General features: G+C 48.1%; 21 protein-coding genes, 1 tRNA gene and 1 pseudogene. 7 read left to right on the top strand and 16 right to left on the bottom strand.

The genetic code is table 11. The features are described from left to right. Positions 1–37 precede the first annotated feature (37 nt). Positions 38–715, top strand: a complete 678-nt coding sequence (locus ACFVRY_RS08655; RefSeq protein WP_387499231.1) for a DUF1796 family putative cysteine peptidase — start codon at positions 38–40, stop codon at positions 713–715. Positions 716–735: 20 nt separating this feature from the next. Here the strand turns inward: ACFVRY_RS08655 and ACFVRY_RS08650 are convergent, their stop codons facing one another. The 4 genes from ACFVRY_RS08650 to ACFVRY_RS08635 all read right to left on the bottom strand — a co-directional run bounded on the left by ACFVRY_RS08650 (position 736) and on the right by ACFVRY_RS08635 (position 5,426). Further along, complete coding sequence (locus ACFVRY_RS08650; protein ID WP_387499718.1) at positions 736–1,614, bottom strand: cation diffusion facilitator family transporter; 879 nt, start codon at positions 1,612–1,614, stop codon at positions 736–738. Between the two features lie 312 nt (positions 1,615–1,926). Further along, a tRNA-Gly gene (locus ACFVRY_RS08645) sits at positions 1,927–2,000 on the bottom strand. 86 nt (positions 2,001–2,086) lie between these two features. Continuing rightward, the gene (locus ACFVRY_RS08640) at positions 2,087–4,213 is read right to left on the bottom strand and encodes a putative bifunctional diguanylate cyclase/phosphodiesterase (protein ID WP_387499229.1); all 2,127 of its coding nucleotides are present in this window, start codon (positions 4,211–4,213) and stop codon (positions 2,087–2,089) included. 253 nt (positions 4,214–4,466) lie between these two features. Then, the gene (locus tag ACFVRY_RS08635) at positions 4,467–5,426 is read right to left on the bottom strand and encodes an aldolase catalytic domain-containing protein (protein ID WP_387499227.1); all 960 of its coding nucleotides are present in this window, start codon (positions 5,424–5,426) and stop codon (positions 4,467–4,469) included. Positions 5,427–5,612: 186 nt separating this feature from the next. Here ACFVRY_RS08635 and ACFVRY_RS08630 point away from each other — a divergent pair, with 186 nt between their 5' ends. From ACFVRY_RS08630 to ACFVRY_RS08615, 4 genes are all read left to right on the top strand, one after another. Further along, the gene (locus ACFVRY_RS08630) at positions 5,613–5,855 is read left to right on the top strand and encodes a FeoA family protein (RefSeq protein ID WP_387499225.1); all 243 of its coding nucleotides are present in this window, start codon (positions 5,613–5,615) and stop codon (positions 5,853–5,855) included. Continuing rightward, positions 5,852–7,864 carry a ferrous iron transport protein B gene (gene feoB / locus ACFVRY_RS08625; protein WP_387499223.1) on the top strand — a complete coding sequence of 671 codons (2,013 nt, stop codon included), beginning with the start codon at positions 5,852–5,854 and terminating at the stop codon, positions 7,862–7,864. Before ACFVRY_RS08630 ends, feoB begins: the two co-directional genes overlap by 4 nt. A 58-nt stretch (positions 7,865–7,922) precedes the next feature. Then, positions 7,923–8,102 carry a FeoB-associated Cys-rich membrane protein gene (locus ACFVRY_RS08620; protein ID WP_387499221.1) on the top strand — a complete coding sequence of 60 codons (180 nt, stop codon included), beginning with the start codon at positions 7,923–7,925 and terminating at the stop codon, positions 8,100–8,102. A 107-nt stretch (positions 8,103–8,209) separates the two neighbouring features. After that, positions 8,210–8,350 (top strand): hypothetical protein, encoded by a 141-nt coding sequence (locus ACFVRY_RS08615; protein ID WP_387499218.1) that lies wholly within the window; start codon positions 8,210–8,212, stop codon positions 8,348–8,350. A 355-nt stretch (positions 8,351–8,705) separates the two neighbouring features. Here the strand turns inward: ACFVRY_RS08615 and ACFVRY_RS08610 are convergent, their stop codons facing one another. The 6 genes from ACFVRY_RS08610 to ACFVRY_RS08585 form a co-directional block, all read right to left on the bottom strand. Continuing rightward, on the bottom strand, positions 8,706–10,232 hold the full coding sequence (locus ACFVRY_RS08610) for a leucyl aminopeptidase (protein WP_387499216.1): 1,527 nt from the start codon (positions 10,230–10,232) through the stop codon (positions 8,706–8,708). Between the two features lie 167 nt (positions 10,233–10,399). Beyond that, complete coding sequence (locus ACFVRY_RS08605) at positions 10,400–11,503, bottom strand: ATP-binding protein (protein WP_387499214.1); 1,104 nt, start codon at positions 11,501–11,503, stop codon at positions 10,400–10,402. Positions 11,504–11,890: 387 nt separating this feature from the next. Then, positions 11,891–12,298: a hypothetical protein gene (locus tag ACFVRY_RS08600; protein WP_387499212.1), complete on the bottom strand. Its 408-nt coding sequence runs from the start codon at positions 12,296–12,298 to the stop codon at positions 11,891–11,893. A 173-nt stretch (positions 12,299–12,471) separates the two neighbouring features. Further along, a complete protein-coding gene (locus ACFVRY_RS08595; protein WP_387499211.1) occupies positions 12,472–13,011 on the bottom strand; it encodes a peroxiredoxin in 540 nt (179 codons plus the stop codon). Positions 13,012–13,274: 263 nt separating this feature from the next. Next, complete coding sequence (gene leuB / locus ACFVRY_RS08590) at positions 13,275–14,357, bottom strand: 3-isopropylmalate dehydrogenase (RefSeq protein WP_387499209.1); 1,083 nt, start codon at positions 14,355–14,357, stop codon at positions 13,275–13,277. Positions 14,358–14,766: 409 nt separating this feature from the next. Continuing rightward, positions 14,767–15,003: a hypothetical protein gene (locus tag ACFVRY_RS08585; RefSeq protein ID WP_387499207.1), complete on the bottom strand. Its 237-nt coding sequence runs from the start codon at positions 15,001–15,003 to the stop codon at positions 14,767–14,769. Between the two features lie 219 nt (positions 15,004–15,222). Between ACFVRY_RS08585 and ACFVRY_RS08580 the strand changes: the two genes are divergently transcribed. Next, on the top strand, positions 15,223–16,203 hold the full coding sequence (locus tag ACFVRY_RS08580; RefSeq protein ID WP_387499205.1) for an aldo/keto reductase: 981 nt from the start codon (positions 15,223–15,225) through the stop codon (positions 16,201–16,203). 171 nt (positions 16,204–16,374) lie between these two features. Here the strand turns inward: ACFVRY_RS08580 and ACFVRY_RS08575 are convergent, their stop codons facing one another. The 4 genes from ACFVRY_RS08575 to ACFVRY_RS08560 are packed head-to-tail and all read right to left on the bottom strand — an operon-like array spanning position 16,375 to position 19,011. After that, positions 16,375–17,469: a LiaI-LiaF-like domain-containing protein gene (locus tag ACFVRY_RS08575; protein WP_387499203.1), complete on the bottom strand. Its 1,095-nt coding sequence runs from the start codon at positions 17,467–17,469 to the stop codon at positions 16,375–16,377. A gap of 19 nt (positions 17,470–17,488) precedes the next feature. After that, positions 17,489–17,986, bottom strand: a complete 498-nt coding sequence (locus ACFVRY_RS08570; protein WP_387499201.1) for a hypothetical protein — start codon at positions 17,984–17,986, stop codon at positions 17,489–17,491. A 54-nt stretch (positions 17,987–18,040) separates the two neighbouring features. After that, a complete protein-coding gene (locus tag ACFVRY_RS08565; protein WP_387499199.1) occupies positions 18,041–18,490 on the bottom strand; it encodes an anti-sigma factor family protein in 450 nt (149 codons plus the stop codon). After that, the gene (locus tag ACFVRY_RS08560; protein ID WP_387499716.1) at positions 18,487–19,011 is read right to left on the bottom strand and encodes an RNA polymerase sigma factor; all 525 of its coding nucleotides are present in this window, start codon (positions 19,009–19,011) and stop codon (positions 18,487–18,489) included. The genes ACFVRY_RS08565 and ACFVRY_RS08560 overlap by 4 nt, the downstream gene beginning before the upstream one ends. A gap of 420 nt (positions 19,012–19,431) precedes the next feature. Between ACFVRY_RS08560 and ACFVRY_RS08555 the strand changes: the two genes are divergently transcribed. Continuing rightward, complete coding sequence (locus ACFVRY_RS08555) at positions 19,432–20,577, top strand: response regulator (protein WP_387499197.1); 1,146 nt, start codon at positions 19,432–19,434, stop codon at positions 20,575–20,577. Between the two features lie 122 nt (positions 20,578–20,699). On the opposite strand, the gene ACFVRY_RS08550 is transcribed toward ACFVRY_RS08555, so the two are convergent. Together ACFVRY_RS08550 and ACFVRY_RS08545 are read right to left on the bottom strand one after the other, a co-directional pair. Beyond that, on the bottom strand, positions 20,700–21,449 hold the full coding sequence (locus ACFVRY_RS08550) for an Ig-like domain-containing protein (protein ID WP_387499195.1): 750 nt from the start codon (positions 21,447–21,449) through the stop codon (positions 20,700–20,702). Continuing rightward, positions 21,418–21,621, bottom strand: a pseudogene (locus ACFVRY_RS08545) (hypothetical protein); the annotation flags it as partial. The pseudogene ACFVRY_RS08545 and the gene ACFVRY_RS08550, both read right to left, overlap by 32 nt.

Below are 21,621 nucleotides of genomic sequence, written 5' to 3'. Positions count from 1 at the left end.
CTAAATGAAGAGAATCTGATTAGCAAAGGGTGATTACATGAAACTGCATGAGGTTAAGAAAAGCTATGATTTAATAGTCAGCTTAGGAATGTCCTGTGCACCTGCCATAAATCTGAGAAGAAACAATCTAAGAAAATTCGCCATGCCGCTCGACTGGATGATCTCTTTTTCATTGAGTGATGTGAGCAGGCTTTATAGAAACAAGTTTCAGAACTTTATGGAGTTTGAAAACCTGAGTATGTTAGAAGAAACCCACTTTCTGCTGGATGATGGAGCCCCCATCTACCCCGAGCGGAAAGAGAACACTCCGGTAAAATCCTATTTCATCAAAGACACACAGTACAATATTATCTCCGTTCATGATTTTCCGATCATTGAAGGTTCGGATTGGACATCATCCTATTCATCGTACAAAGCAAAACTCAATTCACGAATTTCACGATTCTGGGACCGCTTAACGAAGAGCCAAAGCACGTTATTCGTCAGATGGGCCAGTCATTACGAACAGGCAGTAGAGCTCCAATCCGTATTGTCTCAGTGCTTGCAAAAGAACAGCTTCACTGTACTTATTCTGAATCCAGTACCTGACCTGCAATACGTTAGAGAAATAAATTGGGATATTAACAACGTCTGTGTATTAGAAGTCCCGGAGGACATGAATGATTATGACAGCTGGGACTCAATCCTGAAAGACATCCAATTGAATGAGGATTAATTTCGGCCGATATTTCTGAATTAAAGTGGTTGGCCGGCCAACTTTTCATGCTCTGGTTCAATGTGAATCATCACCTGGGCACGTACGAATGTTGCTTTAATGCTTTGCTCAATTTCGTCGCATAGCTGATGCGCAGTATTAACATCCATTATGGACGGGATCACAAGGTGAAAATCCACATACTCTTCCGGACCGGATCTGCGGGTGCGAAAATCATGGAACTCAATATATCTCTCTTGAAATGACTCAATGAGACGCAGGATCTCGTTTTCCTCTTCCTCTGCTAATCGGGCGTCAATCAAAGGAGGAAATGATTCCTTAAGCAGCTTGAAAGCTTCTCTCATGATATAGAGGGCCAACACAATCCCGATCACCGGATCCAGTATTGTCCATCCCGTGAGGGTAACCAATAATAAACTGAATGCAACCCCCAAAGATGTGAAAACATCAGTAAGCAGATGCAGCGCATTTGATTTCATCGCAACAGAATGAAGTTCTTCAGCTTTCTTCTTAACCTTCAGAGAAACCACAAAGTTGACGCCACCCCCAACAACCATAACAAGGATGCCCAGGAAGGGAAATTCAATTTCCGTCGGGTTCATTATTTTATGCACACACTCATAAATAATCCAGAACCCAGCTACAAAAATAAGTAACGTTTCAACGGTGCCTGATATGTTCTCTACTTTTCCATGGCCATACGGGTGACCTTTGTCCGCAGAACGCGCCGATATTCGCACCGAAATAAAAGCAATCAACGAAGCAACTAAATCCAGTGCGGAGTGGATCGCTTCCGAAATAATGGCTACAGAACCTGTAACTATTCCGATAACAAGTTTTAACGAAACAATGAATGTGTTGCTAAGCACAGATAGGAAAGCAGTCTTCGAACCATTCAAGAGCTTCACAACCTTTTTTCCAGGATTAAGTAAAACTTAACAGACAAATAGCGAGTGGGTCTAGAGAAACCTTGTTGTGAAACCACAATGAAGTATGCCCTATTTTAAAGTTTTTCCAATGGGAAAGAAAATAAGCACTACTCCTTTGAATTTAAAGAGTGATCAGACAGCGGCTGTGCCACAGAAAAATGACATCATCGCTGGCTCCAAATTTAATATATGCGTGCAAAAAAACCAAAGGTAGTCTGACAATATATCCATATACACAACAAAAAAACCCTTGCAACGCAAGGGTTTGGGTTATTTAAATGTTGGAGCGGGTGATGGGAATCGAACCCACGCTATCAGCTTGGAAGGCTGAAGTTCTACCATTGAACTACACCCGCAATTGAAAATTGAATACAAGAGTTATCTTATCATTCTTTAGCTTGAAATGCAATACTTGGATATGCCTAAGTTGAAATTTATGGAATCAGTGTGGCATACCCAGCATGGAGGACTGGAGAAATGAGACCTCGAACTCCGCCGCCCGGATCGGCTTGCTGAACAGAAAGCCCTGCCCCTCATGGCAGCGCTGCTGGCGCAGGAATTGCAGCTGTTCTTGATTCTCGACGCCTTCGGCGGTGACTTTGAGCTTCAGGTGGTGGGCCATGGACGTAATAGTCGAGACGATAGCCGCATTGTTGCTGTCCTCCATCACTTCGGCCACGAAGGAGCGGTCGATCTTGAGCCGGTCAATCGGCATATTCTTGAGATAATGCAAAGAGCTGTAGCCTGTCCCAAAATCATCAATACTGATGAACACACCAAGCTCCTTAAGCCGTTTTAGCTGTTCGAATGCTGTCTCCTTGTCCAGAGTCATGCTCTCCGTAATCTCAAGATCCACATAACTTGGGTCCAGTCCGATTTCTGATAAAATGCTTCCGATCTTGCCAGCCAGGTTGGGCTGCAGGAACTGGCGCATCGACAAGTTAATGGACACGCAGATGGGCCGGTAGCCAGCCTCCTGCCATTGTTTATTTTGCAGACAAGCTGTCCGCAGCACCCATTCCCCTATGGGTACAATGAGCCCACTCTCTTCAGCAATCGGTATGAAGTCCGCCGGAGAGACCAGCCCGCGCTTAGGGTGATTCCAGCGCAGCAGCGCCTCCATCCCCACGATTTCTTCCGTTTCAAGCTGTACCTGAGGTTGATAAACTAGATAGAACTCGTCCCGCTCCAACGCTCTCCGCAAATCATTCTCCAGCTTCAAGCGTTCCTTGGCCTTCATCTGCATAGCCGGTATGTAGCGCCTTATATCAACGCCCTGCTCCTTGGCATTATGCACGGCTGTATCCGCATTCTGGATCAATTGTTCAGCCGTTTCTCCATCCCCAGGGTAAATGCTCAAGCCTAGGCTCAGAGAAATATGATATTCACTCGATTCCAGATTAACCGGCGTCTCAAACAGCCCCAGCAGCTCCCTGGCTCGAACCAGGCAATCCTCCAGGCTGGCCATTTCTTTCATCAGAAAAGCAAACTCATCCGCTCCCATGCTGAAGAGCTCTTCATGAGGTCTGGCTGCGGAACTGATCCGCTGGGAGACCATCTGGAGAAGCAGATCCCCGGCAAAATGACCCAAAGAGTCGTTAATATTTTTGAAATGATTAATATTCAGGATGGCAACTGCGGAGAGATTCTTGGCCTCGTCCCTGCTCGTGTTCTTGATCATTGCTTCTACGCGCTGCATCAGCCGGCGTCTATTAGGTAAGCCCGTCAGATCATCATGAAAAGCCAGATAATTGATCCGGGCCTCTATCTGCTGTTTCTCATGGAAGGGTTCCTCAATCGTCAGCCGATACACCCCGGTGAGCAAGAAATAATAGGCCACTACGCCGCAGATCATCCCGAACAGATAATCCACATCGCCGAGGTGAAGAGGATACATATAGAACGTTTGCCCCAGAGCGAAGAAAATCAGCGCCCGGATGATAATCAACAAGGATGCGGATTTCTCCTGCTTGTCCGGAAAGAGTATGGCGACAACGCCGATCAGGTAGAGAATAAGCACGGCAATATCCACAATTTGTTTCAACGTGCTCTCACCGGCATCCGTCAGTAGTTGAGGAAATATAGTTCTTCCGGAAAAGAATACACTCAGGGACAGCACAATGAGCATAAGAGACACCCGAAACACTCTGCTCTTATGAGAATAGGAGACGGCAGGGGATTTTCTGCTGAAAATAAACAGGATGCCAAGCGCACTGGCCAGACGCGATGAGGTCAGCAGCCACAATGATTCATCAGAGTTTATGTAGGAAGATATCCAGGGAATGCCGACAAAGCTGAGCGTATGCAGGAAATCAAAGATGCACACTCCTAAAAATAGCGCAGAGGCATATAGTCTCGCTTTGGACAATCTATTCGAGAAAAACAGCCAGCCCTGTGCAAAAATTGCAAACCCGAAAGCAACACTGCAACAGCCTGCAATAAGGTATAACGCTGCCAGCAAGGCCCAATCGTCATCCAGATTTAACGATGAATGAAAAATCTGAATCAGAAGGAACAGCAGCGCCCCCAATATAGCCGCACGAATTGTTTTTTTCTCTTCTTGTCTCATAAGTCCCTCGCGTCCGAAAAAATGATATCTATATTCATATCTAATTGAGAATGGATTTTTTTACCCTATTTATAAATATCGGTTGGTTAGGCCTGTAAAGTTACAGCGTTCTTTCGACAATAAAAAAGTGTTATCGACAGAGTCTTCAGTCTTCTTCCTATATTTTTGCATTTTAACGAAGATGAATTTATCATTTCGCAAAAAAAAGCACCTTCCCCAAGGCGGGGTCAGTGCTTATAGCGAAAGCTGCCGTTTATTTTTCCCCAAAGGTAACTTCCGGTGTGGTGAGCTTGTCATAGAAATCTACCGATTTGTCCTTGTCTTCCGATGAACGGAGAGCCATGGCTGAGCGGGGATGCTCGTCAAGCGTACCGGTGATCATGTAAGGAATGATATAGCCCCACTCCTCTTTTTCACGCAGTGGAATCATCAAGCGTTCCACAACGTCCAGCACCGGGCGAAGTTTATAATTTGTATTTTTCAAGTGAGTCACTAGCAGTTCTGTCGGGCAATTCCCCGCTGCACGTCCCATACCGTAGCAAGAAGCATCCAGTAGTTCCACGCCGTTCTCAGCAGCTACAAGCGTATTGGAGAATGCCAACTGCAGGTTGTTGTGAGTATGAACGCCCAGGCGTTTGTTCGGAAGATGAGTCTTGAACTTGTCCACCAGGTACTTCATATCATTATGATCCAGGCTACCATAGGAATCTACGATGTACACTACATCAACAACACTCTCGTTGATCAGTTCGAAGGCTTCCAACAGTTCGTTCTCCATAACATTGGACAACGCCATAATGTTGATAGTGGTCTCATAACCAAGATCATGGAAGGTCTGTACCAATTGCAGCGCCTTGTCTACATCTTTGCTGTAGCAAGCCACCCGAATCAGGTCGATCATACTTTCACTACGCGGCAGGATATCATTCTCATCCACACGGCCGATATCAACGAGGGCAGAGAGCTTAGTGTTGCCTTTTTGCGGGATCACCTTGCGCAGAAAGTCATCGTCCAGGAAACGCCAAGGGCCAGCGCCTTCAGCACCCTTCAGCAGTTTGGGCGAATTCTTATACCCGATCTCCATATAATCAACACCTGCTTCATTCAAGCCGGCGTACAATTGTTGAACAAATTCCACACTGAAATCCCAGTTATTCACTAGACCTCCGTCGCGGATGGTGCAATCGACGATTTTGCTCTGATTAGTCTTCACGATTCGTTCTCCCTTCAACTATGCAATCATGGATTATCGTTCAATAATACTTTAATGAAGAATAAAATGTAAAGATATTTTCCTACAGGCAACAATGACGAAAATCACAGAGTTTCCCCATGAATCATGCTACATTACATAAAAAGACCACTGAGATTGATTATCAGTATCTTATGGAGGGTTCTTATGACTCTGCACCTAAGTTCTCTGCTTCAACTGCCATCCGGCTCTACCGGTTCCATTCATAAAATAGAAGGCATCAATCCCATCCTGCGCCGACGTCTGGCCGATCTTGGCGTTTTGGAAGGTGTCCGCATCCGGCTTAAAGGAAAAGGTCCTTTTCTAGGGCCTATCACCCTGGAATGCAACGGCCAGCTATTCGCCATCCGCCGGAAGGAAGCTTCCAGAATAGAGGTTAATCTCTCATGAGCGCAATCGCACTGGTCGGCAATCCCAATACCGGCAAGACCTCTCTTTTCAATACGCTGACTGCTTCCTATGAATATGTAGGGAACTGGGCAGGTGTAACCGTTGAGAAAAAAGTCGGTAGCCTCAAGAACGGCGCAGGCAAACTTATCGACCTACCCGGTATTTACTCCCTTCACCCTCTCTCCCGCGATGAAGGCGTGGCTGCCCAATACCTGATTGAAGAATCACCGGAGGCACTGATCAATATTGTCGATGCCTCACAGTTGGAACGCAACCTGTTGCTTACACTCCAATTACTTGAATACGGCAAACCCACCTTGCTGGGTCTGAATATGATTGATGTGGCTACAGCACGTGGCATTCATGTCAATCCAAAGATCTTGCAGGACAGGCTTGGCATTCCCGTACTACCGTTGGTAGCAAGAACCGGCAAGGGCTGCAAAGAAATTCTGAGCCTTATCGGACAATCCGCAGACATCCCTCCTGTGCACTTCAAGCTCCATTATGGAGAGATCGTCGAAGCAGCCATTTCCTCAATAGAGCAGAAGCTGCGACATATGAAGGAATTGCCGAACCACCGCTGGATGGCTCTACAACTGATGGAGCAGAATCCCGTTGTTCTGGATTTCCTGAAAGCCCGTATGGATATCAGCAGTTTAGTGAAGCTTGGGGATGCCTGTCAGAGCGAGCTGCAACGAAAGAATCTAGCCTTGACGCTACCCCAGTGGCTCCGTTCGGTCCGAATGGACTATATCACCTCGTTATGTCTGGAAGTGCTGGACAGAGCAGACCAGAAGCCGCATAACCTGACCGAAAGACTGGATACCCTGCTAACGCATCGATTCTGGGGACTGCCTTTATTTATCTTAATCATGTATGCCTTGTTCAAAACTACCTTCGATTGGGTCGGCGGTCCGTTGTCAGATATCGTGGACGGACTGATCTCGGGCCCCATCAGTGAAGGTGCCAATTCTATGCTAGGATTCCTCGGAGCGTCCAATTTTACACATGCGCTGATCGTCGACGGTATTATTGCCGGTGTTGGTGGTGTGATTGTATTTGTACCACAGATCTTCATCCTATTCCTGATTATTTCGTTCCTTGAGGATTCCGGCTACATGGCTCGCGTTTGTCTGCTGATGGACAGCACCATGGAACGGATGGGACTGAACGGCAAAGCCTTTATTCCTTTTATCATCGGATTTGGCTGTAACGTACCGGCCATCATGGCCGCGCGAAGCATCGAACAGCCAAAGGACCGGATGCTGACCACGCTGCTTATGCCACTGATGTCCTGTTCTGCACGACTTCCGGTGTATGCTCTGTTTGCAGCAGTCTTTTTCCCGGAACGACAAGCCTTTGCTGTGTTGTCAATGTATGTTCTAGGCATTGTCTTTGCATTGATACTATGTAAAATATTCTCCAGGCTTCTCTTTAAAAACGAGTCCTCTGTCTTCATGATTGAGCTGCCCCCTTATCGGATGCCGCAGATCAAGACTCTATCGCGCAGCACGTGGGAGAAAGGTAAAGGCTTTCTGCGCAAGGCCGGAACCATTATCCTGGCGGGCTCCGTTATCATCTGGCTGGTCTCCTATGCTGGACCTGGCGGACTCGATGTCGCGATGGATGACAGTTATCTTGCGAAATTCGGTGGCCTGATCGCTCCACTGCTGGCGCCGCTGGGTTTTGGCACATGGCAAGCAGGCTCCACGCTGGTTCCTGGTTTCTTAGCTAAAGAAGTCGTAGTCTCCACCATGAATATTATCTATCACGCCCCAGATACTACCGGGCTAGAAAACCAGATTTCACAAGTGTTCACACCACTGAGCGCCATCAGCTTCATGATCTTTATTCTGCTCTATATTCCATGTCTGGCTACCGTCGGTGTGATCAAGAAGGAAACAAATTCCTGGAAGTGGACTTTCTTCTCCATGGGCTATTGCTTGGTACTCGCCTATATCGTGTCGTTTCTTGTTTTTCAGGGCGGACGGTTGCTTGGATGGTCGTAAGCTAAGAGATTAGTCAGATAATCGAACCGCGAACAGCGGTAGAAGGTGGGGCGAAATCATGATCAACGTTATCATCATTGGGCTTGTATTCGGCTACTCAGGCTGGATGATCTACCGTCATGTGCAGAAGGGAAAACAAGGCGCTTGTGCCGGCTGTGACAAAGGCAAGACCTGTGCTGCAGCCTCACTTGACTCCCCGCTCTCCTGCGGCGGCGAAAGCGTCAAAAGCAAACACTGACGCGTACGGAAGGCTGGTTTCCATTAATATCTTGGTTTAATTATCTTCGGTCACGGGTATGTTTTTGTTATACACAGACTGCAGACTAGACCGAGGAGGTGCACACGATGGGTGCCAAAAGAACGTTATTTACCACCGCGGCATTAGGAGCTGTATATCTGTTGCGGAATAAAAAGACCCGAGACAAATTGATGGACGGCATTCAATCCTTTGCCGAGCAAATTCGTTCACGCAGACCCGGCAATTGATTCTGGATAGACTCTTCAAGAACGGAACAAAGGCAGTGCTTCCCCAACAAATCGGGAAGCACTGCCTTTTTATTCGAAGCGAGCTTGTTATGCTCCAACTATATAGATTGAACTTAGAATACTTACACGGGGCTAGATCGTCATTGCGGAAAACGTTTGGACTTCCGGCCGCTGTTGTCCCCAGATTTTTTTTAGATTGTACCACTATTCGCGGATAAAATCCGGAGACAGCCTTTGCTTCCGATGCAAGCTTTTCTACGAAAAGCTTTTAGGCGGTCACTTTCGCTCCTTCAGTTCCAAACTTCCCCTCCATTCCGTTCCCCTTATGTTAAATTTTCCAGTTCAATCTATATAGTTATTCAGTAGTGTCAGCCTTTGGCAGCAATGCCTGGCTGAGCAGCCATTCCAGAAGCGTGCGGACCATAACGCCTGACGCCCCCTTAGGATTGACTCCGCGTTCTCTTGCCAGGAACGCCGTTCCGGCAATATCAAGATGCACCCAAGGTAGGCCTTCGGCAAAGGTGCCGATAAACAGTCCGGCGGTCGTTGCGCCGCCATATCTTCCAGCACTGCCGCGGATATCCGCTACCTCACTCTTGAGCATATCCCGAAATTCGGGATATGCCGGGAGCTGCCATATCTTTTCACCCGCACTGTCACTTGCCTCTCTAATCTCTTGCAGTAGGGCTTCATTGTTCGTTACAGCACCAGTAGCAATATCGCCCAGCGTAGACACTACAGCTCCAGTTAGGGTTGCCACATCCACAATGCGCTCCGCTCCCCATTCCCTGATGTACGTGAGTGCATCTGCCAGTACAATTCGTCCCTCGGCATCCGTATTGAGCACCTCGATGGTCCGCCCGCTGTAGGAAGTCACGATATCCCCGGGCTTGAATGCATTTCCTGCCGGCATATTCTCCGCCGAAGGAATCGCCATCACTACATTAATGGGCGGTCGCAGACGCCCCAACGCCTCCATAACACCCAGAACCGCAGCGGCTCCGCCCATATCACTGATCATGTCCTCCATACCGGGCGCCCTTTTCAGGGATATCCCTCCTGTGTCGAAGGTAATCCCTTTGCCGACCAGCCCGATGACATTCTCCCACTCTCCCGTACCCTGATAGCGGATCACGATCATCCGTGGTGGATTGACGCTCCCTTTGCCCACAGCGATCAGTCCACCCATACCTTTTCTAGCGATCTCCTGTTCATCTAGCACCTCTGCTGGAAGACCGTATCGTTCTGCTACCGCAATAGCGGCAACGGCTAGATCGGATGGCACCAACAGATTGCCCGGTGTATTCGTCAAGTCACGTGCCAGATTCGTGCCCTCGCCAAAGGCTTGTCCCCGCTCAAGTCCCGCTTTCCAACTTGCTGCTCTCCCCTTTTCTACCTCACCCTCCTGATGGATCAAAAGATGATCTATACCAAACTGGGACTGATCCAGCTTATAATGCTTCCGGCGGTAAGCACCTAGTACAAAGCCTTCGCTCAGCGCATGTGCGGCTTTCATGTCTGACAACCCTGCTGTGCGCAGAGAGAAGTCCTGTGGCAAATGCAGGATCACTCGCTTAACCTTTAATCTAAGCGCTGTACGGACAAGCTGAAACGCCCACAGCCGCAAGTCAGATTTATCCAGGGAAGCGCCCCCTACTCCGGCCAGAATAGCCAAAGAACAAGCCGGATGATCTTCCAGCAGTAACGCGTAAGTCTGGTTCAGCTTGCCCTCAAACAATCCCGCCTTGTTCAATCCGTGTAATCGTCTATCCCAGTCTGCGGAGATACCGCCATGCTGAGCTTCTGACTCCGAGATCATCAGCACAAGAGCATCGGCCTGTACGGCATCAGTCAGTCTTCCACTGCTCCACTCAATATTCATTGTAATCCCTCCATCTGTCGTTCCCAGAAGTCTAAGCGTTATTGTAACACAGAACAGGCTGATCTCCTGTAAGGCGGGAGATGTGGGCTCTCGACCTGACAAAATATCAACCTGTCTCTTCTCGCTATGGGACTAATATTTGAAACAAACCCTCCAATGCAGGTTTACTATTGAATCAGAGGCAGCGAAATCACAAACTGCGTGCCTTCATTCAACCGGCTGCTGACAGAAATGCATCCCCCGTGATTTTTGATAATCCGGTCACTGACCGACAGCCCCAGTCCCGTCCCACTCTCCTTGGTGGTGAAGAAGGGGCTAAACAACCTGTCCAAGGTGAGAATGTCCATACCCTTGCCGTTGTCAGAAATAAAAATGCGGACCTCCGCACCTTCTCTCCGTGCGCCGATCTCGATTCTACCCATATCACTGTCTATTCGATCTGTAATCGCTTCCATTGCATTTTTTATCATATTTAGAACCACCTGCTTCACTTGCTTCACATCCACAGATATGATCAGGTCGTTTTGAAGTTGGTGGAGATTGATCTGGCAGCCCTTCATTAGAGCTTCGCTCTCTGTCAAAAGCACAACTTCTTTAAGCAATGCAGACACTGAGATCATTCCGACTTGAGGTACAGAAGGTTTGGAGGAGGTCAGAAATTCATGTATAATATCGTTCGCTCGGTCGATTTCAGCCAGTATAATTCTGGCATACTCTTCTTTGCCGAGTTGGTGCAGGTGTGGACGGAGCAATTGGATAAAGCCGCGGATTGCGGTCAGAGGATTGCGGATTTCATGGGCGATGGACGCTGACAGCTTGCCTAGCATAGCGAGATTGTCATTTTGGTAGGCGGTTTGCTCGATCAGCTTGTAATCGGAGATTTCCTTCACCGTAAAAAGATACGACCCTTTCAGTTGTTCTCCCGAGGACAGGGTGACTCTCCAATAACGGCCGAATTCATCAACATATTCATAACTTGGCTTCCCCTTATAGACGGTTTCACGATAAATACGCAGTACAAGCTTCTTCTTGAAGCGGCTTAGTTGAACATGGGCCAGCAGATGAGACATGGTGCATCCAACCAGCGAACTGCGCGGCAGGTCCAGCATCCCGTACATTTGCTTGTTCACAAAGCTAAGAACTCCCTCTTCGTCAAAAAGCATGATCCCACTGTCAATGTGCTCCAGAACATCCTCAAAAGTCGTGTCCAACATTTCTGATTGAAACGTTCTTGCCGTTAAATGCAAGCTTTCTTGAAATTGGCTTATCACGATACGAAGTTCCCCCTTCTACTGCAAATGACGAAGCGCTCAACGACATCAAATGACTATGTATTTGAGTATATGACGAAGACGCCAGAACATTCGGTAATCGTTCTTTGTTATCCAACCGTTTCAACTATATTCCAATCATATCCAAGTGGAGAAGACAACGCAATCAGAGAAACTGTCGAATAGTAAAAATATTCATAAAATGATACATAAGACATAGTATTTTTCTCAATATAGTTAAATTTAGTCCCGAAGCAGCATAAAAAAAGCGTGCACACGTTCCTGTTTTTACATTAATAACGATATACAATGCAATTTTGACAAAATAAAGAAAAGAACCTCTGCAACAGCAGAGGTTCTTTTCTCATAGAATCAGTATGTGTCATCTTATGCTTTTTGTTGAAGACGATGACGCCGCTGGCTCATGACAGCCAGTCTTTTCTTCAATTCGCGTTCCCATTTGGTATCCTGAATCTGCTTGGCAAAAGCAAGCAGGTCAAGGGCCATGTCAATTTGACTGCGGACAATCGCCAGAGGGTCCTCGCTCTCGACATTTACGACATTCTCGAAGACTGCTTCCTCGTCCTCCATGACATAATCCTGGAAATCCACATCCGTCACACCATCACCATGCGCATATTCCGCAAGAATCTCATATTCATTCTCAACCTTGTAATGTACCTCAACCCGGTGGCATACCGGGCAAAAAAGCAGGGGAACATTATGGACTTGCGTGCGATAATGTTTTAGGGTTCCCGTTGTTCCTACCATACTCGCTCCACAGCAAAAGCTCATGATTGTTCACCCTCCTTGGATGATCCGAAATTTACGAATTACGTATTATTGTATTGTATTACGCTTCTTTTATAAAAATACAAACGATTTGGAGCAAAAAACCCCCTTGTCGGGAAAAATCCCGCAAGGAGGTCCTTGTCAGCTATCAAAGATCACAATGCTGAATGAACGGATTACAAGTTCTTATCGCCTGGTTTCCAGTTCATTGCGCACAATCCGCCGGATTGCAGTGCTTGAAGCACACGAAGCGTTTCTTCCACGCTGCGGCCTACATCATTGTGGTTAACAACTTGATATTTCAGTTCGCCTTCTGGATCGATGATGAACAGACCACGCAGAGCGATACCTTCTTCTTCGATCAGGATGCCGTAGTCTTTGGCAACCTTCTTCGTAAGGTCAGCGGCAAGCGGGAAGTTCAATTGGCCAAGGCCATTGGAATCCTTAGGTGTATTGATCCATGCTTTGTGGCTGTGGATCGAGTCAGTGCTGGCACCCAGAATTTCAGTGTCAAGCTCCGCAAATTGAGCTGCAGCATCGCTAAGTGCTGTGATCTCAGTTGGGCATACAAATGTAAAATCTAGTGGATAAAAGAAGAATACAAGCCATTTACCATGATAATCGGACAAGCTAACCTTTCCGAAATCCTTACCATCACCCGATACAGTCTCCAAAGTGAAATCCGGAGCCGGTTTACCTACCAAACGTTCTGCCATTGCTTATTCCTCCCTTGATTATGTAAGAAAAACAACAAATCTGCATGATTTCCGAAGAAAACCAAGAAGCCGATGTCTTTCTTGAATTTTGATGGACAGTTACTGTCTTACTGCTACATACCAAATGGTATCATCGCACAAAATCAAAGTCAATATTACATTCATTATTTTTTTATAATAATTATAAATAAGCAACTTTTTGTGACGTTTCAGTACATGGTTACCGACTCAAAATGAGATCAGCGACGGGTTGGAATGTTTCTTTAGGCTTTGCGGATAGCAGCCGCAATCAGATCGCCCATTTGTGTGGTGCTGATCGCTTGGCTCTTATCTACAGCGATATCGCTTGTACGGTGTCCCGCATCCAGTACTTCCGCTACTGCCGCTTCAATGGCATCCGCCGCATCTTCATAACCGAAGGTCAAACGGAACATCAAGCCTAGAGACAGAATAGTGGCGATTGGATTGGCAAGACCTTGGCCTGCAATATCAGGCGCGGAGCCGTGTACCGGCTCGTAAAGGCCGTAGCTGCCTTCGCCCATGGAGGCGGAAGCCAACATTCCGATGGAACCTGTCAGCATGGCTGCTTCATCACTTAGGATATCTCCGAACATATTCTCGGTAACGATAACGTCGAAGCTCGACGGACGACGCAGAAGCTGCATCGCACAGTTATCCACCAGTACGTGCTCTAGCTCGATGTCCGGGTATTCAGGAGCCACTCTGTTCACTACCTCACGCCATAGACGCGAAGTCTCAAGAACGTTGGCTTTATCTACACTTGCCAGCTTCTTGCGGCGTTTGCCAGCAATTTCGAACGCCTGGCGTACGATGCGCTCAACCTCTGTAACATTGTATACGCAGGTATCTACTGCTTCTTCACCATACTCACCTTGACGACGAAGCTTGTCCCCGAAGTAAATGCCGCCTGTCAGCTCGCGCACGACCATGAGGTCTGTGCCTTCCAGCACTTCTGGTTTCAATGTGGACGCATCCTTCAGACAATCAAAGACATTAGCCGGACGCAAATTGGAGAACAATCCAAGCGCTTTGCGAATACCTAACAGACCTGTTTCCGGGCGCAATTCTTTCGGGTTGTTATCCCACTTCGGTCCGCCTACAGCACCTAGCAATACAGCATCCGCACTGCGACAGATTTGAAGCGTATCTTCTGGAAGCGGTGTGCCTCTCTCGTCAATGGCAATGCCTCCGAATAGCGCATGCTCCGTTTCAAACTTGTAGCCGAACACTTCTTCCGTTACCTTCAATACTTTTTCCGCTTCAGCCACAACCTCGGGTCCGATTCCATCCCCTGCGATTACCGCAATCTTCTTAACCTCACTCATTCCAGTCACTCCTCAAGTGGTCTGCGGTCACACAGACATAGTTCTTCTTTCTATTGTTGTATCATAACGGACAGTAAACAACAAAGATATAAATTCTATTGAGGTTATAGGCACCGCCTATAGGGATACTCCTTTCAAATATATAAAGACGAACTTAAGATCCTAACGTAAGACTCGGCCGTCGCTACGGTGGAATGTTTGGACTTTCGGCCGCTGTTGTCTCCAGATTTCTTTCCATTATACCGCTGTTTACGGTTGAAATCCGGAGAGCTTATGCTTCCGATGCGAGCTTTCCTTCGGAAAGCTTTTAGGCGAGCGCTTTCACTCCTACAGTTCCAAACTTCCCCCTTCATTCCTTCTCGCTTTTTTGTTATTTTCTTTTGTTCGGCTTATATAGAGAGGTTTACTCCTAGACTCTACTTGCCTGTTGAACTGCTTCTGCTTCACAGTCCGTCGCCATACCCGGGTCGGTTGTTGTCAATCGTCTTGTCATACATGTACAGATCAAGTGCTGTATACCTCTGCGGTCAAGCTTCACAAAGAGTACAAAGGCATACAGACCCATTCCAAGCGAAGCTAGCCATAACAATACACCGACTACACTAAGTCCATTTAATAAGAATAATCCTCCCGATGTGATCGACATTTCAATCCCTCTTTGAAGTATAGAACCCAATGAATATGATGACTTTACTCGATATGTAACAATTTGTAAATTAACTTTATTATTGTTAGTTTCATAGCTCATGTGTAAATATTCCCCGATGCATTTGCTCTTGTCCCAGAAGTTGGTTACAATTAATAAGTAAAAGAAAAAGCAACCGGTTTCGCCCTATTTCAAACTTATTGAAGGAGTGATTACACCGTGCAATACGCTAAACTTGGTAAATCAGGCATGCAGGTTAGCCGCCTCTGTCTGGGAACAATGAATTTTGGCCCATCTACGGATGAAAAAGAAGCATTCCGGATTATGGATGCCGCGCTGGATGCAGGGGTCAATTTTTTTGATACCGCTAACATTTATGGCTGGGGCGAAAATTCCGGCCTGACAGAGACCATTATCGGCCGCTGGTTCAAGCAAGGTGGTGGACGCCGGGAGAAAGTTGTCCTCGCGACCAAAGCCTACGGCTCCATGAGCGACAAGCTGGATGGCCCAAATGATGAAGCTGGCCTCTCCGCATACAAAATCCGCCGTCATCTGGAAGGCTCCCTGAAGCGTCTTCAGACCGATCACATCGAGCTGTACCAGATGCACCATGTGGATCGCAGCGTGTCCTGGGACGAGCTGTGGGGTGCCTTTGAGCTGGCTGTGAGCCAGGGTAAGATCGATTATGTCGGCTCCAGCAACTTTGCTGGCTGGGATATCGCTGTGGCCCAGCAGGAAGCTAAAGCACGCGGATTCCTGGGGCTTGTCTCCGAGCAGCACAAGTACAGCCTCACCTGCCGCCTGCCGGAGCTTGAAGTGCTGCCAGCCTCGCAGAGTCTCGGTCTCGGGATCATCCCTTGGAGCCCGCTGGACGGAGGCCTGCTAGGACGCAACGCCCTTAAGAAGATTGAGGGCAGCCGCAGTGGTGGCAACACGGACCGCGTAGAACAGTATAAGAGCCAGCTTGAGGCATTTGCCGGGCTGAGCCAAGAACTGGGTGAGCCGCAGGACAATATTGCCCTGGCTTGGCTGCTGGCTAATCCAGCGGTCACCGCGCCGATCATTGGACCGCGCACACTGGAGCAGTTCGAAAGCGCACTGCGCAGCCTGGAAATCGTGCTGGACGAGTCTGTACTGAAACGTCTCGACGAAATTTTCCCTGGTCCGGGCGGAGAAGCACCGAAAGCCTACGCCTGGTAAGCCCTGGTAAGAACTGATCATACATGATAAGACCACAAAACTATTCGGTACGCGATGAATCGGACCGCATTTTAACTCGATATCTGTAAGCTGAGCCTACATTCAACAAAGGGAGCTGTCTTTTCCCCGGACTTATACCGGAAAAGACAGCTCCCTTTATTATGGGTTCTACTATTCTGTCGTATCTGCGGTGATACCGCCATTGCTTGTAGAGATAGTAACTTTATAAGTACCTTTGCCGACTTTAGCCGTACCGCTGGTATCGCTGCTGCGTTCCCAATTCACATTGCCTTTGAGTGAACTGTTACTGGTGTCCGCGGAGATAGTGGCATCAGTAGCCTCTGGTATTCCCAGAACAACGGAGCCATTGCTCGTTGTCAGTCTCCAATCCCCGGTTACCCCAGAGTTAACCGTTATTTTGCCGTTACTGCTCTTGGCAGTCAGGGCCCCATCGACTTTATCAAGCGTCATCGATCCGTTGGAGCTGGCCAAATCCACCTCGCCCTGAATATTTTTCACCGTAATCGATCCGTTACTGGAATGGGCTGTCAAGCCACCAGCAATATCATGCAGATTCATCGTCCCATTGGAAGTGTCAACTGTCAAACCGGACTGAAGTCCGGAAGCTTCGATAGAGCCGTCGCTAGTGATCACTTCTACGGACAGATTCTGCGGAACACTTACATTCAGATAAGGGCCTTTGCTATAGAAGCCAAACTGTATATTGGAAAGCCAGTTATTGTTACCTGCGAGCCTCAGAACCAGTGTATCCCCTTGGGCCTTGATCTCCCATTTCTTGTCCAGGTTACTCTTCGCTTCACTCTCTGAATCGCCGGGAAGCAGCAGGCTCCCCTCATATTGAACCTCGGCCTTGTCAACTTCTCCCTTTACAGTTACTTTGCCATTTGGCAGCTCAATCCTGACCGCCTTGATCTCAGAACCCGCCTCTGCCGTTCCGCTCATCGCGACCAACTGATTATTGCCAAACAATCCACCCAGCGAGCCTCCAGCATAAAGTGACTGACCTCCGCTTGCAGCAACGAGCAGAATGATTAGAACAATAGCCCACCCGCTTACACGGCTTTTGACATCTGAGCGGATAAAGAGTCTAAGCAGCATCTCCAGACCGAACAGGATCAGCAAGGCGGGCCATAAAAAGCCCAAAGCAGCGTAGCTCAACATACCATACTGGGCTAACGCAATAATAGCGCCAACCGCGATACAGCCGATCGCTGCGGTGAAACTTCCGATTTTCCATCTACTCATTGACATAACTCCCCGTTTCTTAGGCTCTTGTATTACTCTTGAGCAATTTCAGCCCATAGCCAATCAGCACCAGCGAGAGTAGAATCGTGCCGAAATTGATCTCTGACAGAATGTCCCATAACCCTGGAAACGCTGTAATCATCAGTAGCAGAATGCCGCCGACAACGCAGCCAATCCCTACCCAGGCCGGGTTCATATCATCCTGCGGGTATCCCGGCATTGAATGCAGATCCATCGTCCACGGAGCGCCGAAAGCATCCGGCTGGAACATCATTCGTTCATGCTCTGCTGCTGCGATCTTCATCCAAGCGGCTTTTTGCAGCGCATCAAATAACTGATAGAACCATAGCGCCGCCAAGGCGAACGGAAAAATCATCGGTTCAGACGGAATGCAGATGATGCAGATGGATGCTCCGATCATAAACTGCAGACCCTGCTTTTTGAATCCAAGGTAAAGGTGACCGACCCCTGGAATCATCGCCAGAAAAAAGGTAAGCCAGCGTCTCTTTCTAATCATACAATATCCTCCCATAATTTGTAATGTGCTAATCTTTGTGATTGCAAATCATCGTTATTTATTGGCTCTGAACCATGAATTCACTGAGGTTGACACATGTCCATTGATCTCCGTGATTCCGTAAGCCAGATTCTCAAAGACACCGAACTGGAGCAGCAGGAAAGTCAGGCAGGCCGCAAGACCATAGTGCATCCAAGAAGTTTTGGGCGCGAACCGTCGTCTTGCCAGCGTTCCTGTAACCGTACGCTCTCTTCGCTCGGCTTCTAGCGATTCAATACGGGCCATCACATCTGTTTTCAAATCGGGATACTCCAGCAGTTCCTCAGAACCCGGCAGCCGGGATTCCATATCCGCCCACAAAGCCGACATTTCCCTGACTTCTTCCAGCCACTGGGCACAATCGGGACAGGACTCAATGTGCAACCTGATGCTCAGCTCCATCTCTGGAGACAGCAGACCGTCTATATAATGCGGCATCCATTCTTTAACTGTTGCACAATTCATCGCCATTCCTCCCCTTGTTTACGCATCATCTGTCTGGCGCGATACAGCTGTGATTCCACTGTTTTGACAGAAACACCCCGCTGCTCGGCAATTTCCTGATAAGAGTGTCGCTGAAAATAATAGAGCTGTACAACCGACCGGTACGGTTCTGCAAGGCTGTTCAAATTCTCATCCAGTTCAGCAGATGCTTCTTTGCGAAGCGCTGCGTGCTCTGGAGTCTGCGACGTCACCCAATCATTCTCTGTGTACTCAGCTATACTGCGGTGCCGCCACTCCCTGTCATTGGCCCGTTTCCAGTCCAGACAGGTTCTGTAGGCAATCCGATACAGCCAAGTAGAGAAAGAGGATTGTCCCCGGAAGGAGGGGAGCGCTTTGTAGGCTTTGATAAAAACTTCCTGGGCCATATCCTTGGCGGACTCGGCCTCTCCCGTGATTTTAACGCATACTCTGTACACCATGCCTTGATAACGGTCCACCAAATGTTCAAACATTTGATGCTCACCACTCAGCACAGCGGATATCCACTCCGCCTCTTCCAGTTGTCTCCCCTCCTCCTGCTTCTTTTAGTTAGACGCCCGGTAGCGCAATTTCCCTGCAATCTTTTCACATTATTTTTTAATTTGAGACCAAGCAACTGGCTTATCCCAATCATTTATAGCACAAGTTATTACCATTATAGAGGGAATGATGCCTTTTTTGTCGAATTAACTCTGTTATTATAGATATGAGAAAAATCATCCTGAACACGATGCTTTTCTGGCCGGACGGACTGCCTTTGACTGCTTCGCAACAGTATTAAAGCACTCAAAGTTCAGCTTCAGTCCCTGAATGCTGAATTCTTTTAGCGGGAACTTGAACTAGTGCGCGCTTATTTGTACATTGAGAAGGAACGATTTGTAGGGTCTTGCAAGATAAAACTAAGTCTGAGTGGTGGGATAGTAATGATCCAGGCAATACTAGTGGACGATGAGCGGCTGGCCTTGATGAAATTGGAGCACATGCTTAAAGAGCTAGGGACAGTGAATGTAGTCGCCACATATACGGACCCTGTGGAAGCGGTCAATGAAGCAGGAAAGTGGAAGGCGGACGTTATTTTTCTAGATATTGATATGCCGGAGATGAATGGCCTGCAGGCTGCGGAAATCATGCATGAGCATATCCCTGAGGCTGATATTGTATTCGTGACAGCTTATAACAATTATGCCTTGGAGGCGTTTGAAGTCAACGCGCTGGACTATGTACTAAAGCCTGTTATCCGTGACCGGCTTTTAAAGACCATTAATCGTCTTGAAGAACGGACACAACGAGCGGCTAAGCCGATAATCTCCTCAGATAGGCTTATGGTTCGCTGTTTTCCTTCCCTGCGTTTTGAACGGGGAGGCGTTCACGTAAGTACCATTCGCTGGCGGACCAACAAGGCGCAGGAACTGTTTGCTTTTCTGCTCCATAACCGCAACCGTTTTGTCAGCAAAGACACACTGATAGATATGCTCTGGCCTGACTTTAATCTTAAAAAAGCTTCAACCCATCTTTATACAACGATCTACCAAGTCAGGCAATGCCTGAAGCAGGCCGGTATTGAGCTGCAGATTAACAATGTCAGTGGCGGTGAGGGCTACACTCTGGAGAGCGGTTCGATGCTGATTGATTCTGCCCAGTGGGAAAACGGCATTCTTACGCTTGATCCCATCGGGGATGGCAATTTTTATGATCATCAACAACTGTTCGACCTTTATTCTGGAGATTATTTCGGGGACTATGACTATCTGTGGGCTGAAAGTGAACGACAGCGGCTTCGGACCATTTGGTTGCATCATGCCATCGGGATCGCCGATTACTATATTGGCAGTGGACGAATTCCTGAAGCTGTAACCGTCTACCAACGGATCGTCCAGCTTCAACCCTATTTTGAACAAGGCCATCTGGGGCTGATGAAGGTCTATGACAGCATCGGAGAGCGTTCTGCGGTGGAGGAGCAGTACAAAGCTCTCACCGAACTGCTAAAGGATGACCTCAGTACCGAACTGCCGTCCAATATTGAACGTTGGTATTCTGATTGGAAGCTGCACAACCTGAAACCTTTGTAGAGATAAAAAACTTCTGGTATTTCTGAGGTTTACAAAGAAGCGAGCCCATCTCCGTTACATCTGGAGATGGGCTCGTTTTCCTTTCATTTAGACCTTTTTAATATCTCGTGCAGTTCTTATCTCTATTCCTGTTTGCCGCCTCTTCTGAATCTTCTGTTCAGTACATAACCGAGAATAATCAGAGATCCACCGACTAGGTAGATCGGAAGCGGGCTGTCTTCGCCAGTCTTCGGCAATACGGCAGGTTTTTCGCCTTTGCCTTTGCTATTACTATCTGGCTCTCCTGTTACCGTACCCTTCGGTACTTCCTCAACATCAATTTCGATGACGACCTCTTCTTCATTTCCGTCTTTATCGGTCACGATGATCGTGAATTTATCTTTTCCGATAAAGCCAGGGTCCGGTGTATAAACCCACTTGCCGTTTGGCTTCAGGGTAACCTTACCATGTGCCGGTTTATCACCGATACTTGGCACACCTCCAAGCGGAATCTCACCTTCAATTGGCACTTCTTCGGTCGTTGTCTCCTGCTTCACAGGTGGTGTCACCTGCGGAATAGCTGGTGTTGCCGGAGTTGTCGGTTGAGCAGGTGTTGTTGTTGGACCTGCGCTTGGTACAACTGTCGGCGTTGCCGAAGGAGTTGACGATGGCGTTACTGAAGCACCCGGTGACGGGGATGGCGTTGGTGTAGCAACGACTCCTGGTACAGGAGTCGTTGTTGCTACCGGCTCGAACGTCGTTGTCGGCGGCAACGTTGGTACTGGTGTAGCTGTCGGTGTTGCCGAAGGTGTTGCTGTTGGTCCATCCGTCGGCGGCGCTACCGTAGGCGACGCACTGGCCTCAGGCGTAGCGGAAGCTGTCGCTGGTGGCACTGTCGGTATCGGTGTTGCTGTCGGTGTTGGCGACGGTGATGCTGTCGGTGTCGGCGACGGTGATGCTGTCGGCGTTGGCGACGGTGATGCTGTCGGCGTTGGCGACGGTGATGCTGTCGGCGTTGGCGACGGTGATGCTGTCGGCGTTGGCGACGGTGATGCTGTCGGCGTT

This window comes from Paenibacillus sp. NPDC057934, assembly GCF_042887565.1.
GTDB lineage: Bacteria > Bacillota > Bacilli > Paenibacillales > Paenibacillaceae > Paenibacillus_AQ.
Note: the sequence above shows the minus strand (reverse complement) of the source record. Positions and strands in the feature narration are given on the sequence as shown.

What these genes read in the sequence shown, in the direction of transcription:
- ACFVRY_RS08610 (WP_387499216.1), bottom strand. Translation starts at nt 10,232, where the DNA reads ATGAATATTGAGTGGAGCAGTGGAAGACTGACTGATGCCGTACAGGCC.
- leuB (WP_387499209.1), bottom strand. Translation starts at nt 14,357, where the DNA reads ATGAGTGAGGTTAAGAAGATTGCGGTAATCGCAGGGGATGGAATCGGA.
- ACFVRY_RS08600 (WP_387499212.1), bottom strand. Translation starts at nt 12,298, where the DNA reads ATGAGCTTTTGCTGTGGAGCGAGTATGGTAGGAACAACGGGAACCCTA.
- ACFVRY_RS08630 (WP_387499225.1), top strand. Translation starts at nt 5,613, where the DNA reads ATGACTCTGCACCTAAGTTCTCTGCTTCAACTGCCATCCGGCTCTACC.
- ACFVRY_RS08595 (WP_387499211.1), bottom strand. Translation starts at nt 13,011, where the DNA reads ATGGCAGAACGTTTGGTAGGTAAACCGGCTCCGGATTTCACTTTGGAG.
- ACFVRY_RS08640 (WP_387499229.1), bottom strand. Translation starts at nt 4,213, where the DNA reads ATGAGACAAGAAGAGAAAAAAACAATTCGTGCGGCTATATTGGGGGCG.
- ACFVRY_RS08655 (WP_387499231.1), top strand. Translation starts at nt 38, where the DNA reads ATGAAACTGCATGAGGTTAAGAAAAGCTATGATTTAATAGTCAGCTTA.
- ACFVRY_RS08570 (WP_387499201.1), bottom strand. Translation starts at nt 17,986, where the DNA reads ATGATTAGAAAGAGACGCTGGCTTACCTTTTTTCTGGCGATGATTCCA.
- ACFVRY_RS08585 (WP_387499207.1), bottom strand. Translation starts at nt 15,003, where the DNA reads ATGTCGATCACATCGGGAGGATTATTCTTATTAAATGGACTTAGTGTA.
- ACFVRY_RS08565 (WP_387499199.1), bottom strand. Translation starts at nt 18,490, where the DNA reads ATGAATTGTGCAACAGTTAAAGAATGGATGCCGCATTATATAGACGGT.
- ACFVRY_RS08575 (WP_387499203.1), bottom strand. Translation starts at nt 17,469, where the DNA reads ATGAGTAGATGGAAAATCGGAAGTTTCACCGCAGCGATCGGCTGTATC.
- ACFVRY_RS08620 (WP_387499221.1), top strand. Translation starts at nt 7,923, where the DNA reads ATGATCAACGTTATCATCATTGGGCTTGTATTCGGCTACTCAGGCTGG.
- ACFVRY_RS08615 (WP_387499218.1), top strand. Translation starts at nt 8,210, where the DNA reads ATGGGTGCCAAAAGAACGTTATTTACCACCGCGGCATTAGGAGCTGTA.
- feoB (WP_387499223.1), top strand. Translation starts at nt 5,852, where the DNA reads ATGAGCGCAATCGCACTGGTCGGCAATCCCAATACCGGCAAGACCTCT.
- ACFVRY_RS08555 (WP_387499197.1), top strand. Translation starts at nt 19,432, where the DNA reads ATGATCCAGGCAATACTAGTGGACGATGAGCGGCTGGCCTTGATGAAA.